This is a genomic window from Candidatus Wallbacteria bacterium, from assembly GCA_028687545.1.
Lineage (GTDB): Bacteria > Muiribacteriota > JAQTZZ01 > JAQTZZ01 > JAQTZZ01 > JAQTZZ01.
The window spans coordinates 1-15754 of record JAQTZZ010000016.1 but is presented as its reverse complement, the minus strand read 5'-3'; the positions used below and the strand labels follow the sequence as shown (position 1 = coordinate 15754).

15 protein-coding genes are annotated in these 15754 nt (G+C 48.9%); 4 read left to right on the top strand and 11 right to left on the bottom strand.

What is annotated here, in order from left to right:
- The first annotated feature begins 8 nt into the window (after positions 1-8).
- Complete coding sequence (locus tag PHW04_08735; GenBank protein MDD2715964.1) at positions 9-1721, top strand: SpoIIE family protein phosphatase; 1713 nt, start codon at positions 9-11, stop codon at positions 1719-1721.
- Here the strand turns inward: PHW04_08735 and ligA are convergent.
- Positions 1705-3687 carry an NAD-dependent DNA ligase LigA gene (gene ligA, locus PHW04_08730; GenBank protein MDD2715963.1) on the bottom strand — a complete coding sequence of 661 codons (1983 nt, stop codon included), beginning with the start codon at positions 3685-3687 and terminating at the stop codon, positions 1705-1707. The two genes, PHW04_08735 and ligA, sit on opposite strands and share 17 nt — an antisense overlap.
- Positions 3688-3758: 71 nt before the next feature.
- The gene (locus PHW04_08725) at positions 3759-4802 is read right to left on the bottom strand and encodes a hypothetical protein (GenBank protein MDD2715962.1); all 1044 of its coding nucleotides are present in this window, start codon (positions 4800-4802) and stop codon (positions 3759-3761) included.
- A gap of 218 nt (positions 4803-5020) precedes the next feature.
- On the opposite strand from PHW04_08725, the gene PHW04_08720 reads away from it, so the two are divergent.
- Positions 5021-5815, top strand: coding sequence for a flagellar motor protein (locus tag PHW04_08720; protein ID MDD2715961.1), 795 nt, complete (start codon positions 5021-5023; stop codon positions 5813-5815).
- Entirely contained in the window at positions 5815-6618 is an 804-nt protein-coding gene (locus PHW04_08715; protein MDD2715960.1) for a flagellar motor protein MotB, read from the top strand. Before PHW04_08720 ends, PHW04_08715 begins: the two co-directional genes overlap by 1 nt.
- 83 nt (positions 6619-6701) lie before the next feature.
- Here the strand turns inward: PHW04_08715 and PHW04_08710 are convergent, their stop codons facing one another.
- The 9 genes from PHW04_08710 to dnaN are packed head-to-tail and all read right to left on the bottom strand — an operon-like array spanning position 6702 to position 14936.
- Complete coding sequence (locus tag PHW04_08710; GenBank protein MDD2715959.1) at positions 6702-8744, bottom strand: Na/Pi cotransporter family protein; 2043 nt, start codon at positions 8742-8744, stop codon at positions 6702-6704.
- Positions 8741-9541, bottom strand: coding sequence for a pantoate--beta-alanine ligase (gene panC / locus PHW04_08705; GenBank protein ID MDD2715958.1), 801 nt, complete (start codon positions 9539-9541; stop codon positions 8741-8743). Before panC ends, PHW04_08710 begins: the two co-directional genes overlap by 4 nt.
- 25 nt (positions 9542-9566) lie before the next feature.
- The gene (gene panB, locus PHW04_08700; GenBank protein MDD2715957.1) at positions 9567-10403 is read right to left on the bottom strand and encodes a 3-methyl-2-oxobutanoate hydroxymethyltransferase; all 837 of its coding nucleotides are present in this window, start codon (positions 10401-10403) and stop codon (positions 9567-9569) included.
- Positions 10375-11277, bottom strand: coding sequence for an RNase adapter RapZ (gene rapZ / locus PHW04_08695; protein MDD2715956.1), 903 nt, complete (start codon positions 11275-11277; stop codon positions 10375-10377). The genes panB and rapZ overlap by 29 nt, the downstream gene beginning before the upstream one ends.
- Complete coding sequence (locus PHW04_08690; GenBank protein ID MDD2715955.1) at positions 11264-11701, bottom strand: DUF327 family protein; 438 nt, start codon at positions 11699-11701, stop codon at positions 11264-11266. Before PHW04_08690 ends, rapZ begins: the two co-directional genes overlap by 14 nt.
- Positions 11698-12366, bottom strand: a complete 669-nt coding sequence (tmk, locus tag PHW04_08685) for a dTMP kinase (GenBank protein MDD2715954.1) — start codon at positions 12364-12366, stop codon at positions 11698-11700. The genes PHW04_08690 and tmk overlap by 4 nt, the downstream gene beginning before the upstream one ends.
- The gene (locus PHW04_08680) at positions 12348-13445 is read right to left on the bottom strand and encodes an LptF/LptG family permease (protein ID MDD2715953.1); all 1098 of its coding nucleotides are present in this window, start codon (positions 13443-13445) and stop codon (positions 12348-12350) included. The genes tmk and PHW04_08680 overlap by 19 nt, the downstream gene beginning before the upstream one ends.
- Positions 13442-13807 carry an isoamylase early set domain-containing protein gene (locus tag PHW04_08675; protein ID MDD2715952.1) on the bottom strand — a complete coding sequence of 122 codons (366 nt, stop codon included), beginning with the start codon at positions 13805-13807 and terminating at the stop codon, positions 13442-13444. Before PHW04_08675 ends, PHW04_08680 begins: the two co-directional genes overlap by 4 nt.
- Before the next feature lie 10 nt (positions 13808-13817).
- A complete protein-coding gene (gene dnaN, locus PHW04_08670) occupies positions 13818-14936 on the bottom strand; it encodes a DNA polymerase III subunit beta (protein ID MDD2715951.1) in 1119 nt (372 codons plus the stop codon).
- Positions 14937-15131: 195 nt separating this feature from the next.
- On the opposite strand from dnaN, the gene PHW04_08665 reads away from it, so the two are divergent.
- A partial coding sequence (locus PHW04_08665; protein ID MDD2715950.1) for a proton-conducting transporter membrane subunit occupies positions 15132-15754 on the top strand: 623 nt, incomplete at its 3' end.

The following is a 15754-nucleotide window of genomic DNA, read 5'->3' as shown; positions in this document are numbered from 1 at the left end:
ATGAACAGATGCCGTACTTACTCTTTTCCGACCAGAAAAAAATCTTCCTGTCGATGCCGGCCTATCGGATCGGCAAACAGCCCGGAAATGAAATCCTGCTGAGGGACCCGACTGTCAGCAGGAATCATGCTCAGATCGTCAAGGAGGATAACCAGTTTTTTCTCTGCGACCTGAAAAGCACCAACGGCACTTTTCTCAACGGCAACAAGGTCGAAAAACAGCGCCTGCGTCACAATGACGTGATCCGCTGCGGAGAGCAGGAATTCACATTCATCGAGGAACTTCCGGGCAGTTTCATCCTCAGCAAAACAGATCTCACAGACAGCATTTTCCGTCAGATCTCCTCGATCCAGGAATTTCTCGGTACTGTAAGCGACGAAGAACTCGGCACAGAGCGGTCCAGACAGTTTCTCAAACATCTGCTCAACTCCCTGGGCAACGACATCACTAATTTTCAGAATACCTACCGCATGCTCCTGACCCTGTTTGAGACTGCCCAGAAACTGAACTCGTCCCTGGACCTGAGCACAGTTCTCACCAATCTCATTGATTCAGCCCTGGATTTCTGCAACGCTGAGCGCGGATTTGTAATCCTGTTCAACGAAAAGGGAGATCTGGAAGTCACCATCGCCCGCGGCATGGAGCAGAAAGACCAGTCCTCGCTGGATTCCCACCACATCAGCAAGCACATCGCTGCCAGAGTCGCGGATTCTGGGGAAGCCCTGGTCACTGAAGATGCTTTCAAGGACATCCGCCTATCCGAATTCGAAAGCATCATGGGGCACAAAGTCAATGCTTCGATCGTCTGTCTGCCGCTTGTTTACAAGAACAGAAACATCGGAGCAATGTACCTGGACAGCTCCAAGAAAAAAGTTTCAGCCAGATCGCGGGAACTGGATTTTCTGACAGCCCTTTCCAATCAGGCTGCCCTCGCGATCGTAAACGCGAAACTTTACCAGGAAGGGCTCAAACGGGAACATATCCAGCACGAACTGAGACTTTCCAAGGAAATTCAAAAACAGATCCTGCCCAAGGACTTTGAAGGTCAGTTCCCGGGGCTGGACATATATGGTCTCTGCAAGACAGCCAAAGAAGTAGGCGGAGATTATTACAATTTCTACCAGCTCGACTTTCAGAAGCACATTATCGGTTTCTGCATCGCCGATGTCTCTGGAAAGAGCATTTCCGCCGCGATCGTTGCTGCCATGTTCCACAGCATACTCAAAGCCATGTTCCGCACCGGCTTTTCAATTGCCGACATCTTCGACCAGCTCAATAATTCGCTGATCACCGACCTCTATGCCGGAATGTATGTCACCGCTTTTTTCGGGCTTTACAACAGCGAAACGCACGACCTTCAATACATCAATGCCGGCCATAACCCACCCCTGCTTTACCGCTCAAGATCGAAAAAAGTGGAAATGCTTGAAAGCAAAGGCCTGCCGGTCGGGATGTTCGAAAGCACAGCTTATGAAATCGAAGAGATCAAGCTCGAATCTGACGATATGATCCTTCTTTACACCGACGGCGTCACAGAATGCTCAAACAGCAAAAAAGAATGTTTCGGAGAGAAACTCCTCAAAAAATACCTGCACCAGTTTGTCGGGAAAACAGCCAAAGAATCGATCAACAAGCTCTTCTCGGTTCTGATGGATTTCAAGACAGAAAACACTGAACAGCAGGATGACATCACTGCGATGATGATCAAAGTTCGGAACTGAGGGTTAGAAATTCATCTTCCGAAATAATCCTGACTCCCGCTTTTTGAGCCTTTTCCAGTTTGGACCCGCTATTTTCACCGGCGATCAGGAAGTCCACTTTTCTGGAAATCGTATCCCTTACTTCTCCCCCGTTTTCTCTGATTTTCTGACGGATCTGGTCTCTGGTGAAGTTTTTAAGTGATCCAGTAACCACAAAGGACTTCCCTGAAAGTGAACCTTCTTTTTTCAGATAATGGAAGTTGACTCCGGCTTCCCTGAGTTTTTCCAGCAGGTCCTTAGTCTGCGGCCTGCCAAAATATTCTCTGACTGCAGCCGCTGTCTGTAGCCCGACTTCAGAAACGGCCAGCAGCTCTTCCATGCAGGCACCAGATAATCTATCCAGCGTTTCGAACCTGCGGGCCAGCGTCTCAGACAGGTGTTCCCCTACTCCCGGGATGCCAAGGCCGGCGATCAGCTTGGAAAGGCATCTGCTTTTGCTTTTCTCAATGTTTTCGAGGAGCTTGCCTGCGCTCAATTCTCCGAATCTGGGAAGACCCGCCAGCTGATCGAGCTTCAGGTGGTAGATGCCTGAAATTGAAGAAACCAAGCCTGTCGAGACTAGCTGATCCACAATCGATGTACCCATGTTTTCTATATTCATGGCAGTTCTGCCGGCAAAATTCTCCAGGGTTCTCCTTAGCTGCTCAGGACAATCCGGATTTGGGCATTTCAGGAACACCCCGTTTCTGACCGATCGGGTATTGCAGGCAGGGCAAAGTTCCGGCGGAATGATCATGGTTTCCATGCCGGTTCTCTGGTTAATCAGTACTCTGATGATGTGGGGGATTACCTCTGCAGCGCGTTCGATTTCCACCTGATCCCCTTCCATCAGACCAAGCCTCTCTATTTCGTCGAAATTATGCAGGGTGGAGCGCTTCACAGTCACTCCGCCGATTTTCACAGGTTCCAGTTCAGCGACCGGGGTGATCGTTCCGGTCCGGCCCACCTGGAACACTACGCGGATTACTTTGGTGACTGCAGTGGGGGCTTTAAACTTGAAGGCGATCGCCCAGCGCGGGATCTTGGAGGTTTCCCCCAGAACTGCCCTGTCGGCAAACCTGTCTATTTTAACCACGATTCCGTCAATTTCATAAGCCAGTTCGTGCCGTCTTCCGTCCCACTCTCTGCAGAACGACATAACTTCTCCGATATCCCTGCAGAGCCGGCCATGAGGATTGACCTTGAAGCCAAGCTTCTTCAAAACCTCAAACATCCCGGACTGCGAATCGATCTGCAATTGAGGGGCTGACCCGAAGGAATGAACGAAAATCTCGAGACGGCGCTCTGCCACAATCCTCGGATCAAGCTGGCGCACAGTTCCAGCCGCGGCGTTTCTGGGATTGGCGAATGATTCTTCTCCCCTCAATTCTCTTGTTTCGTTTAGCCTGGCAAAAGAAGGAAGGGAAAGATAGATTTCTCCCCTGACGTTGATGTCGACCGGCTCGAACAACCTGAGGGGAACGCTTCCAATCCGCTTCACGTTTTCTGTCACGTCCTCGCCTGTTTCACCGTCACCACGGGTAGCTCCGGTGATAAATTCTCCTTTTTCATAAGTGAGGCTGATGGACAACCCGTCGATTTTAAGTTCAACATAATAATTTACTGCCGCAAGTTCTGCAGCCTCACGCACCTTCCTGTCAAAGTCCATCAATTCGTCATAATCGTATGTGTTTCCAAGTGAAAGCATCGGTATTCTGTGAGAAATTTTAGTGAAACCCTCGGCCGGAATTCCTCCTACCCGCCGGGTAGGAGAGACAGCAGATTGAAAATCAGGGTATTCAAGTTCCAGTTTTGAAAGTTCGGATAGCAGCAGGTCAAATTGCAGGTCGCTGATTTCCGGCTGGTTTTCAATGTAATACAGGTGATTGTGCCTGTCGATCAAGTTTCTGAGTTCTTCGATGCGCTGCTTTATCAGTTCCTTATCCATAAAGCCTCATTCAAACTGTTTTTACCCGCAAAATCTCGGGTAGATTTTTGAGGTTCCATCTTTGGATCCTTCTACTTGCCGGCCTTGCTGCTCATCCTGCAGGCGGTCAGGAAATCATCCTGAAACCTCACGATTATTCCGTTCACTCCGCAGTAAACCTCAGACAGATTCTTCATGTTGTAGAGAAATATATTTTTATCCCTGACGTTTCCTGCATTCAACACTGGATCAATACCGGTTTTCTCAGGATCAGAATATTTTTTCAATGAGTCGATGGCTGAATTAAGCACACCCGGATGCGACTTGCTCGAAATCAGATGACTGCCAAGGTTGAAGGGGCTGCCGAGCATGTCCTTGAGGAGATAGAGCTGCTTCAGGTTCTCCAGTGAGGCCAGGGCTTCATCAATGTTATTGATTTCACGCAGGTAGCGCTCCAGTTCAAATCTTGGCAGCCCCGGGCCGTCCAGATAACTGCTCAGGATGTTCCTGCTGCTTTTCAGTTGCTCTGCTGCAGGTTCCAGATTCGGATAAGAGGCTACAGCAGGAATCAGGAGCATTTCTGCTGTCCCCGCAATGTCAAGTTTGGAGCCTGCCCAGAATTCAGCAGACTTTCCGCTGAAACCTGCAAGGTATGTCTTCACTCCCTGATAAGTTTCCAAAAGTCCGGCAATGAACCTGAACTTTTCCTCTTCTGTGGCAGCATTTACACCGAATGAGCGGCTGATTTTCCTAAGACCTGCCAGTTGATCATCTGCTTCCTTAGCGATCCTGCCATTGAAAGCAGTAAATTCCCTCGCATAATCGATTCTCCTGTCAGGGCGTACATTTGGAGTAAGGTATAAAAGGGAAAGAGTCCCTAGCAATTTACACTGCATGCGATTCAGTCTGCCGATGGAGGAGTAATACCAGGTCACTTCACGGCTGTCCAGTGCCACATCCTTTGAGATGTAAATCGAGATGGAACTCCTGAGCTTGAAAATTTTATCCCCAAGTGCTCTGTTCTCTTTGCTGTTTCTGGAAAAGAATGTCTCAGACGTGGAAGCGGCGAAGCCGGGAGTACAGCCAAGTAAAATCGCCAGGATAGAAATACAAATCAGTTTTTTAAAGAATTTCATCAGACCTTCTTTTCTTCCTTAGCTATAAGTATACCAGGAAAAACAGCAGGCTTCTAATTCAAAACAGAGTTTTGTCAGTGCTCCTTGAACTTCCTGCAGAAGGTACTTTTTTTAAATCAAGTCTATTGATTTTCAAAGATCTTTCGATAAATATTCCAGATAAAAAACCTTCCCGGGTTGTTATTTTACACATGAAACCTGGAAAAAAAGGATGAAATATGGATCTGTCATCTGTAATCGGCTTCCTGGTAGGATTCGGCGGGTTGTGGCTTGGAATGACGATCGAAGGCGCGGACCTGAGCATGTATCTAAATCCTTCCGCCTTCTGCATTTCAGTGATAGGCACGATCGGAGTCTCCATCGCTTCAGCTAATGCGAGTACCACAAAGAATATCTTCAGGATCATCAGAGTCGCTTTCCGCAGAGAAGACCACAAACTGCTGGAATTGATCTCCACCATGGTCAGCTTTACGGACAAGAGCCGCAGGGAAGGGCTGCTTGCGCTTGAGCAGGACATCGACCAGCTCGACAATGCCTTTCTGGCTAAAGGCCTGCAGCTCGTAGTCGACGGAATTGACCCTGAACTCGTGGGCAGCATCCTCCAGACTGAGATCGACCAGATGGCTGAGCGGCATAAAGGTGGAATCGACTGGTTCGAAGCTGCAGGCGGCTATGCTCCGACCCTGGGAATCTGCGGAACAGTTCTGGGAATGGTCGAAATCCTGGGAAACCTGGAACATCCTGAAGAGCTCGGACCCATGATTTCAGTAGCATTCCTTGCCACTCTGTATGGCATCAGTTCTGCAAATCTTCTGTATTTCCCCCTGGCCTCGAAGCTCAGGCAGAAAAACCGGGAAGAGCTGATTTTTCACGAAGTGATCCTGCAGGGAGTATTGGCAATCCAGGCCGGCGACAATCCACGCGTGGTGGAAGAAAAACTGAAAGCTTACCTTGACCCGGAGAGCAGAAAATCCTCCGCAGACCAGGAAGGCTTGGCTGAGGAAGAAGTCTGATGATAAGGAAGAAGGGGCCGGAGAAATCAGTCAATCAGGACCGCTGGCTGATAACTTATGCCGACATGGTCACTCTGCTGGTGATTTTCTTTATCATCATGTATTCCATGTCCAAAGTCGATCGAAAAAAGTTCGACCAGATGGCAGAATCCCTGCGATTCAATGTTTTCTCTGCCGGCGAAGGCGGTAAGAATCCCGTTCTGCCATATTCAGGGAAAAAATTGATGGAACTGCGGAACGGAAAATCCGAAGGCACGACTTTCCTCGAGGGGACCAGGGAAATGAACTTTCTGGTCACTACAAGGGAACTGGAAGCCAAGAACAGGCAGCTGGCTTTAGAATACAAACAGATACAGACTATCAAAGGCAGCCTGGAGCAACTGCTCACCGGCGAGGTCAATGCCCTGGGTGTGCAGCTGCAGGTGGAGGAACGCGGCCTGGTGGTGCGACTCTCATCCAACATCTTTTTCGAACTTGGGAGCTCTGACCTTAAACCAGATGGAATTGCTGAACTGAGTAAGATAGCCGGCACGATCAAAGATAACAATTTTCAGATCATGGTCGAGGGCCACACAGACAGCCTGCCGATCAATACTTCAAAATTCCCTTCCAACTGGGAGCTGTCCGGAGCGAGAGCGCTGAATGTGCTGAAATTCCTGATGCAGAACGGGCCGATCCCGCCTGAGCGGCTCGCTGCCATCGGCTACGGCGAATTCCATCCGCTCGATCCGGGCGACAAATCCCAAAACCGCCCGCGCGACAGGCGCGTGGACATAGTGCTGATCCCGCCCAGCAAAGGCTGAGGACAACGGATTTCATTCAGCCTAAATCAATCTGAATTTCATTACTCGACATGTCTTGTATACTGACAGAATTATTAATTGCTCTAATTCTTGCTGCCGATGATTTCGAAGGCCAGGTTGCTTGAGATCTCCGCGATCCTGAAATTGATGGCCCGCAGGCAGTCGATCATGTCCAGATGGATCGGAGAGGTTTCCACTGTTTCCTTCATGCCCTTCTGCATCCGCTTGAAATGGGACAGGTAATATTTCTTGGCTTCAGGCTCGATCTGCGGCCTGTATTCAGACAGGGCTTTGGCGATTCCGAAGTCTTCCTTGCGCAAAGCGAGTAGCAGCTGCCTGTAATTATTCAGAGTCTTATCATAGTACTCGAAAATTTCCCGGTAGCCGTCTTCAGAGAATTTGTAATCCTGGTCAATGGTTTTCTGCGCGAGCTTCATCAGATTTTTGCTGATTATGTCCCCGATGTGCTCCAGGTTGTCCACCACGAACAGCATTCCTGTCAGACGTCTGGACTCGACTTCAGAGAGTTCCTTGCCTGAGATCGTAGTCAGGAACGGATTGATCTTTTCTTCCAGCACATCCACCTTGTCGTCCTTGTTGATATTCTTCTGGATCAGTCTGTAATCTTTTTCCAGGATTGAGGGCTTGATGTTGATGATCATGCGCTCCACTATATTGGCCATGTGCAGAATTTCCCGGTAAGCCTGTTCCAGGGCAAGAGTGGGAGTGTCCAGCAGGTTTTCCTTGATGTAATAGGTTTTGAATTTGGGCTTGTCCGAAGAGTCCTTGACCAGCCAGTCCATCAGGCGTGCGAAATACTGGATGAATCCGATGAACAGAAAAACATTGACTACATTGAAAACCGTATGCGCATTGGCAATCTGGCGGGGCACCGAATCAGAGCCAGACCAGAGCGTGATCTTTTCAATCAAACGCGCATACTGGGGAATGAAAGGGTAAAAGATCAGCGCTCCCAGCACCTTGTGCAGGGCATGCCAGTAAGCGGCTTTCACAGCACTGACATTGGAACCCCAACTGGCAATGATAGCTGTGATAGTGGTCCCGATATTGGCTCCGAAAGCGATCGGAATTGCCTGCTGCAGAGTGATCATGTTCTGACTGCCGAGTGCGATCAGGATCGCCATAGTGGCTCCAGAGTGGATCAGTGCAGTGAGAAATGTACCAAGTAGAAGAGCATAGAAAGGATCATTTAAATTTTTCAGCATTTCAATGATCGGTGGATAATCCTTGAGAGGCTGCATGGAATCTGCCATCACCTTGATGCCGTAAAAAATCATGCCCAGGCCCATGATCAGGGTACCGTACTGGGCACGGAGTTCGTCCTTCTGGCTGACCTTGACCAGGAAACCCAGGAAAATCACCAGCAGGGCGTAATCAGTCAGTTTGAAGGCGATCAGCTGTACTGTAAAGGTGGTGCCGATCTCAGCTCCCATTGTGATCGACATCGACTGCACGAATCCGATCAACCCTGCGGAAACGAATCCCACCACCATCACAGTGGTGGCTGTGCTGGACTGGATCACGGCAGTCACCAGTGTCCCGATCATTACTCCCAGGAAACGATTGTTGGTAACCGAGGTCAGGATCGTCTTCAGCTTCCGGCCTGCGACTTTCTGCAGAGAGAGCTTGGTCATTTCCATCCCGAGCAGGAACAGAGCCAGCCCGCCCAGCAGGGAAAAGAAGAGGAATTTCATCCAGTAGGGAGATTGTGCTGTGATGTAATAATATACACGGGTAGATTCATCGCCATGGCAGTTGGCGGAAATGTTGATCTGAGCATTATCGGGTACATTCTTTGTAAGAGCAAGTTCAACGGTAGCAATTCCCATCACATCCGTCATGACAAGATTGTGGGAGAGAAAGGTGTCATTCTTGTAATTAATTACTTCAAAATCGATCTGCACTCCACTCTTCGGGCTTCCGTCCTGATTAAAAAGCTGGACCATCAATGGGGTATGTAACGATGTTCCGGTGTTGCAGTAAAATTTGGGACTCCCGACGATTTTCAGGGTGACAGCCTCTTCCGCAGCTGTTCCGGCTGCGGAAAGAATCATCGCATGCATGAAACAAATTCCCAGGAAGATTTTTTTCCAAATAAGCATCATGCAGTCTCCACAGTCAGATTATCGATCAGCCTTGCCCTGCCGACGTGGCAGGCTACCAGGATCACGACTTTTTCCTTGATTTCAGCGATTGATTCGAGCGTTTCCGGATGGCAGATTTTAATATAATCGAGCCTGCTGTCCGGGATTCCGGAGATCATCTTTCCCATCATTGAGATAACGCGCTCTCCGCTCGTCTCCCCATTCCCGATCAAATTCCTCGCTTCTTTGAGGGACTGATGGATAAGGCCGGCTTTAGCCCTCTGCTCCCGGCTGAGATAAACATTCCTGGAGCTCATGGCCAGCCCGTCCTTTTCCCTGACGATCGGGCATCCCAGGACTTCAACCGGTAGATTCAAGTCCAGCGCCATCCTCCGGATTACCCGAAACTGCTGAAAGTCCTTCAGGCCGAAATAAGCCCTGTCAGGCGACACCAGATTAAAAAGTTTCAGGACTACTGTAGCTACACCTTTGAAATGTCCGGGACGGGAAGCGCCACAGAGAATTCCGGACAATCCCTCCACTTCAACGTAGGTCGAATATCCCTCAGGGTACATCACATCCTCTGAAGGCAGGTAAATCAGGTCTGCTCCGTGCTTTTCGCAGAGGGATGAATCCCTCGTAAGATCCCTGGGATAATTGCTCAAATCCTCCTGCGGGCCGAATTGCTTGGGATTGACGAAAATGCTCACTACAACAGCTCCATTTTCCTGCCTGGCTTTATCGATCAGTGAAGAATGGCCTTCATGCAGATACCCCATCGTAGGAACAAATCCGATTTTCAGCTCTCTGGCTTTCATTTCCCTGATTTCATGGTTCAGGAGGTCAAGCCGGCTTATCGTTTTCAACTTCACTTCCCCCTTTATAACTTTGAGACAGGTCCGGATAACTCCCATCACAGATTTCCTGCTTGTAAAGTTCCAGGGCTTTCCTGATTTCAGACCTTAGATCTGCGAATGTCTTCACGAATCTCGGTTTCTTCTTCCAGGCCGAGAGGCCGAGCAGATCATTGATCACAAGGATCTGTCCGTCACAGTATGGTCCGGCGCCGATCCCGATCGTAGGGATCTTCAGATTCTGGGTGATGTTCCTGGCGAGCTGGTAGGGTACGCATTCCAGCACCAGGGAAAAGGCACCTGCAGATTCAATATTGATTGCCTCGCGGAAGATCCGCTCCTCCTCTTCGGCACTTGCACCCTGCACCAGATATCCTCCGAAAACATTCACTGATTGCGGGGTAAGCCCAAGATGCCCCATCACCGGTATACCGGCTTCCACACAGCGCCTGATCAGTTCCACACATTCCTTGTTTCCGCCCTCCAGCTTTACTGCCTGGCAGGAAGTTTCCTTCAGGACACGCCCCGCGTTGCGAAGACCCTCCTCCACTGAAACCTGATAGCTCATGAACGGCAGGTCGGCGACCACAAGGGAATGGCTGCTGCCGCGCGCCACCTGCCTGGTGTGATAAATCATCTCTTCCAGAGTGACTCCAAGCGTAGTCTCTTCGCCCTTGAAGCACTGGGCCAGTGAATCTCCCACCAGAACAATATCAATGCCCGATTCGGAAACCAGAGTGGACATGGTAAAATCGTAAGCCGTGACTGCAGCTATTTTACGGGAACTCTTGGCCTGCTTAATTGTGTTTGTCGTTACCCTTTTCATGGAAGTCCTCCTCAAGTTGTCTGTGATAGAGCTTGACATGGTATCTGCCTGACAGGAGTTTTTTCAGGTAATTTGCGATTGCCACTGAACGATGCTGTCCGCCAGTACAACCAAAGGCGATCTCCAGCGAGTTCTTTCCTTCTTTTTTGTAATACGGGATCAGGGTCAGGATCAGAGTTTGCACCAGCTTGATGAATTTCCGGGTGACCTTATGGCTCAAGACGTGTTCCAGCACCCTGGGATCGTTCCCGTTCAGGGAACCAAGTTCAGGGATGTAAAACGGATTAGGGATGAAACGCACATCGAAAACCAGATCCGCAGAAATCGGGATCCCGAATTTATAGCCGAAACTCAGGATGTTCAGGTAAAAGCTGTCTTCAGCTTCTTCGCAGAACATCTGATGGAGTCTTTCCCACAATTCCTTGACGCTGGTTTCAGATGTATCCAGCACCACATCAGCGCGGACCTTGAAATCTTCCATCATCGAGCGTTCACGATGAATCTTCGAAAGCAGGGTGCCGCTGCCGGTCAATGGGTGCTCACGCCTGGTCTCGCTGAAACGCTTCACTAGGACTTCTTCGCTGGCATCCATGAAAATCAGGCTATATTCTGTTTCCTTTTCTTTGAGATAAACCAGTATCTTGCGGAATTCATCAAAAAATTCACTGCTGCGGATGTCAATACCGATCGCGATTTTGCGCTCTCTCAAGCTGGAATTCTCGATCACTGAGAGAAATTTATCCAATACCAGGGGTGGCAGATTATCCACGCAGAAATAGCCGATGTCTTCCAGAAATTTCAACACCTGGCTTTTACCGGCTCCGGAAAGGCCGCTTACGAAAAATATCTTTTCCCTGTGCTCAAGCAATTGCATCCACCATCAGTCCTCTGATTTCGGAGATTTTTGTCTGCAGGACCTCTTTTTTCAATTTCAGCATGGCGCTTTCAGTAATTTCGTCCATTTTCTGGTCAATGCTTTCCACGATCTGATGAACCTTGGGTAATCCCTCCCGATTCGCCACTTTGCTTACAATGGTTTTCACCTTATACTGGGAAAGCAATTCCTGTGTGAATTCCCTGACTTTCTGTTTGAAGCGTCTCAGCACATCCGGATTCCGGTAATACAAAAGATCCTGGGACAATTTTTCAACTTCGTCTGAGAGTCTCTTGACCCGTTCCGTGATTTTTTTATCCACCTGGGCATCGAAAAGTGCAGAAAAAATCCCTGCCTGCTTTTCAATGCTTTTTTTCCCCCTCTGCTGGATTTCTCTGATGTCTTTATCGGTGTTCACCCTCATAGTTTTTCCTTGAGCCTTTTTTCGATCTCAGAGAGCAGGATGCGGTTTGTTTCCTCGATCCGGCCGGGTTTTACCAGCATCACCCTGTCCGGATTCTCGCTGGCGATCATCTGATAGCCTGAAGCTACTCGTCTGTGGAAATCCAGATTTTCCTGTTCCAGCCTGTCTCCGCCTTTCATTTTACCATTGCACTCGCTTTCCTGTCTGGCACGGTCGATTCCCACTACCACATCCACCATCAGGATGAAAGTAAGTTCAGGCAGTATTCCGTGCAGGGAAATTTCATGCACCGCCTTGATCAGAGACAGATCCAATCCTCTGGCATAACCCTGGTATGCGGTTGTGGAATCGTGGAATCTGTCGCAAAGTACCAGATATCCTTCCCTTAAATGAGGAACTATCACTTCGCCGAGATGCTGCGTGCGTGAAGCAGCATAAAGGAGCAATTCAGTCACAGGGATCATGGCTGTGTTTGAGGGGTCGAGCAACAGCTGCCGGATTTTTTCAGAGATTGGTGTGCCTCCTGGTTCCCGTGTCAATTTCACCAGGTATCCCTGTTCCTCGAAATGCTTTTTAAGCAAAGAGATCTGAGTGCTTTTACCGCTGCCCTCAGGTCCCTCAAAGGTTACGAACAAGCCGCCAGAAATTATCTTCTTGCACGCCAAACCAGGATTCCTCCAGCGATTCCAACGATAATATTCGGGAGCCATGCTCCTACAAGCGGGGTCAATGCCTTGGTCAGGTAGCAGGCCTTTCCCACAGATAATAATATATAGTAAAAGAAAATAATCACAATCGACAAGCCGGTACCAATCGCTTTTGAATTACGGCTCGGGACAAAGGAAAGAGGCGCGCCTAGCAGTACGAATACCAGGCAGGCAAAGGGCAGCGAAGTCTTCATGTACAGCTCATATGCCATACTGTCTGTATTCAAACCCATGTTCTGGTATTCCCTGATTTTGGATTTGAGATCACCGAAAGACATTTCCCTGGGGCTTTTAGAGCCCTCCTTGTAATCGCCCAGGTCCATCTGCAGCGGACGCTGCATGGTTTCGAACTTCACCTGGCTGCTGAAATCCCCTGATCTGTTGAAATTGTACCAGTACCCATCGTCGAAAATAAACCTGTCCCCTTCGAATCGTCCAGTGTCGGCACAGAGCAGTATCGGAAAGGTTCCCTTCTGGAATTCAAGCATCACGACGCCACCAAGTTCACCTCTCTGGTTTTTTTCGGCGTAAAGAGCCCGCTCGTTGTTGCTGAGCTTGAACTCGCCTTCCACGATCTGCGGAATGGGTTTTTTTAAAAGAATCTGGCGCTGCAGATTGGCTCGTTCGCGATTTGTGTAAGGAACTACAAATTCATTGATCAGGAAGGACGCGCAACTCATGAAAATTGAGAACAGGGCGAGCGGCATCAGGATCCGGAAAAAACTGATCCCCGAAGCTTTCAAAGCTACGATCTCTGAATCCGAGGAGAGACGGCCGAGAGAAATCACGACCCCCAGCAGCAGTCCCATCGGAAAAACAAGCACTGCCAAGGCCGGCAGGCTGTAGAGGAAGAATTTCAGAACATCGAAACCTGAAACACCCTTGTTGATAACCATGTTTGTCAGTTCCATGAAAATGTCGATCAGAAAAATGGCCATAAACAGGAAAACGCCGAACAAGAATGGAGGAAGGATCTCTGTGAGCAGATAGCGGTCAAGAATTTTAATCCGCAGTAAGTAACTCCGGAGCGGTTTCATTCCACGTAAATGATCGATCTTCTTCCCCCGTAACCGTCATCTTCGGTCTCCCGGGAGTTGGAGTCTTCGATCCATTTCAGTCCGTCGATCACGAACTTGTATTGATATCTTCCAGGTTTCAGGTAGAGCGTAACTCCCCATTTCCCCCCGCCCAGGTTGAAAAGTTCATCGGCTTTGGGGTCCCAGTTGTTAAAATCCCCGGCCAGGGTTACTCCTGCAGCTTCGGGAGCCTGTACTTGAAAAACCACGCATCTTGTGTCTTCCTCAAGATCGTCACAACTTTCACTGTTTCCGCCTTTGCGGTAACCCAGAAAAAAGCCTAAAATGAAAGTCCCTAGAAAACCAATCAGAATTTTCCACATTTACTCCTCCTCAGGCCGGTCTGATCGGCATTATCACCCAGATGAAATCCCCCTGTCCGTCTGCGGATTTTATGAAACAGGGTGTCAGCGGTTTATTGAAAGACAGTTCTACAGATCCGGCGTTGATCGAATTCAAAGCGTCGATCAGATAGCGGGCATTGAAGCTGATCTCCAGATTCCCGCCCTTCTTTTCGCATGACTGCTCAATTTTAGCGAGCCCTGTCTCTGAAGAAGCGGCTTCCAGGGTGATCCGGCCGTCGCCGATGAACAGCTTCACGATGTTGGCGTTTTCCCTGGCGATCGGCATGATTCCTTCGAGTGATTCGACAAAGGCGGCAGTTTCAGTCTTGAATGAAATCGGGCATTCGGATTTTATGAACGACTCATAGTCAGGAAATTCGCCTTCGAGCAGCCGGGAATAAAATTTAAGGTTGTTGATTTCGAAGCCGACTATATTGCCACCGTCATTGAGCTGGATCTTCACAGGGAATTGATCGTCTATCAGAGTGTAGATTTCATTCAGCGCTTTGCCTGGGATCAGAAAAAAATGATCTGCCACCGCCGATTCAGCCAGTCTGCAGTTTGTGATCGCCAGCCTGCGGCTGTCAGTGGCCACCAGCCTGAAATTGTTGCCTTTCAATTCAGCCCTGGCTCCCATCATGCTGGGTTTGCTTTCATCTGTCGCAACAGCGCAGCGGACAATATTGATCATCTGTTTAAGCAGGCTGCCTGAGATAAAAAAGCTGAAAGCCGGGTTGAACTGAGGCAGATACTCCTTATATTCAGATGCTTCAATGCCGTTGAGCATGTAATTGAAGGGACCGGAAAAAAGTCTGGCTGATTTGAGATTGCTGCTCTCCAGAGTGATTTCCTCGCTTCCTGAGGAAATGGCGTTCACCATCTCCAGCATCAGCCTGGCAGGAAGAGTGATTTCTCCTTCTTCAATCACATTGGCAGGTATCTTCACCTCAGTGTATGATTCAAGGTTCGTAGTGAAAAGATAAATTTCCTTTCCATAGGCCTTGAGATAAATATTGTTCAGGATCGGCAGGGTGGATCGTGTAGCTACTGTTTTATGGACATTGTTCAGAGCCTGACGCAATTCCTTTTTTGAAATTTCCAGTTTCATAAAAAACTCCATGGCAATATTTTTGAGACATGATACACATGGTACCGGGTTTTGGCAAATTATTCCGAAAAGGTCTGGAGGATAGTGTCAGCCGGTATTTTTTTTTTGTTGACAAGCATTGAAATGTTAGTAAAATAATCCTGCGGAATGCGTTGTAAATTACGGGCGTCTTACTAAAAAGTCCTGGAGCCCAAGTTGGAAAAAAGCATACTGCTGAGCATCGTCTTCATACCTACCATTGGCGCGTTCCTGCTGCCTTTTTTCGGAAAAATCTCCAAGCTGTTCAGAAACATCATGGCTCTCCTTTTCAGTTCTTCCTCTTTTTTTCTATCCCTTCTACTGATCCAGTCGATCTTTGTTAATGATCAGATAATCCAGATCGACCGGCACATGCCGCTCGGTTTTTCATCCATCTTCGTAGGTGATAAGCTGGCGCTTTTCATGGCGCTGGTTTCCTCCTTCATCAGCGCGGTGATTGTGCTTTATTCCTTCGGATACATCGAACAATGCAATAATCAGAATGAATATTACCTGATGGTGGTTCTGTTCCTGGGCGCGATGATGGGACTGGTGTTTGCCGGAAACCTGATCGTGCTGTATGTTTTCTGGGAAATCACAAGTCTGGTCAGCTGGCGGCTGATCGGATTCTACCGCGAAAAACATCAGGTTCTCAGGGCAGACAAGTCATTCCTGATGACTGTTTTCGGAGCCCTGATGATGCTGCTCGGATTCATGATGCTTTATAATCAGGCCGGTTCCTTCGACCTGGACGCAATCCGGCATTCCCTGGGTGGCCACCCGGTCTCAGGTCTGGCCGT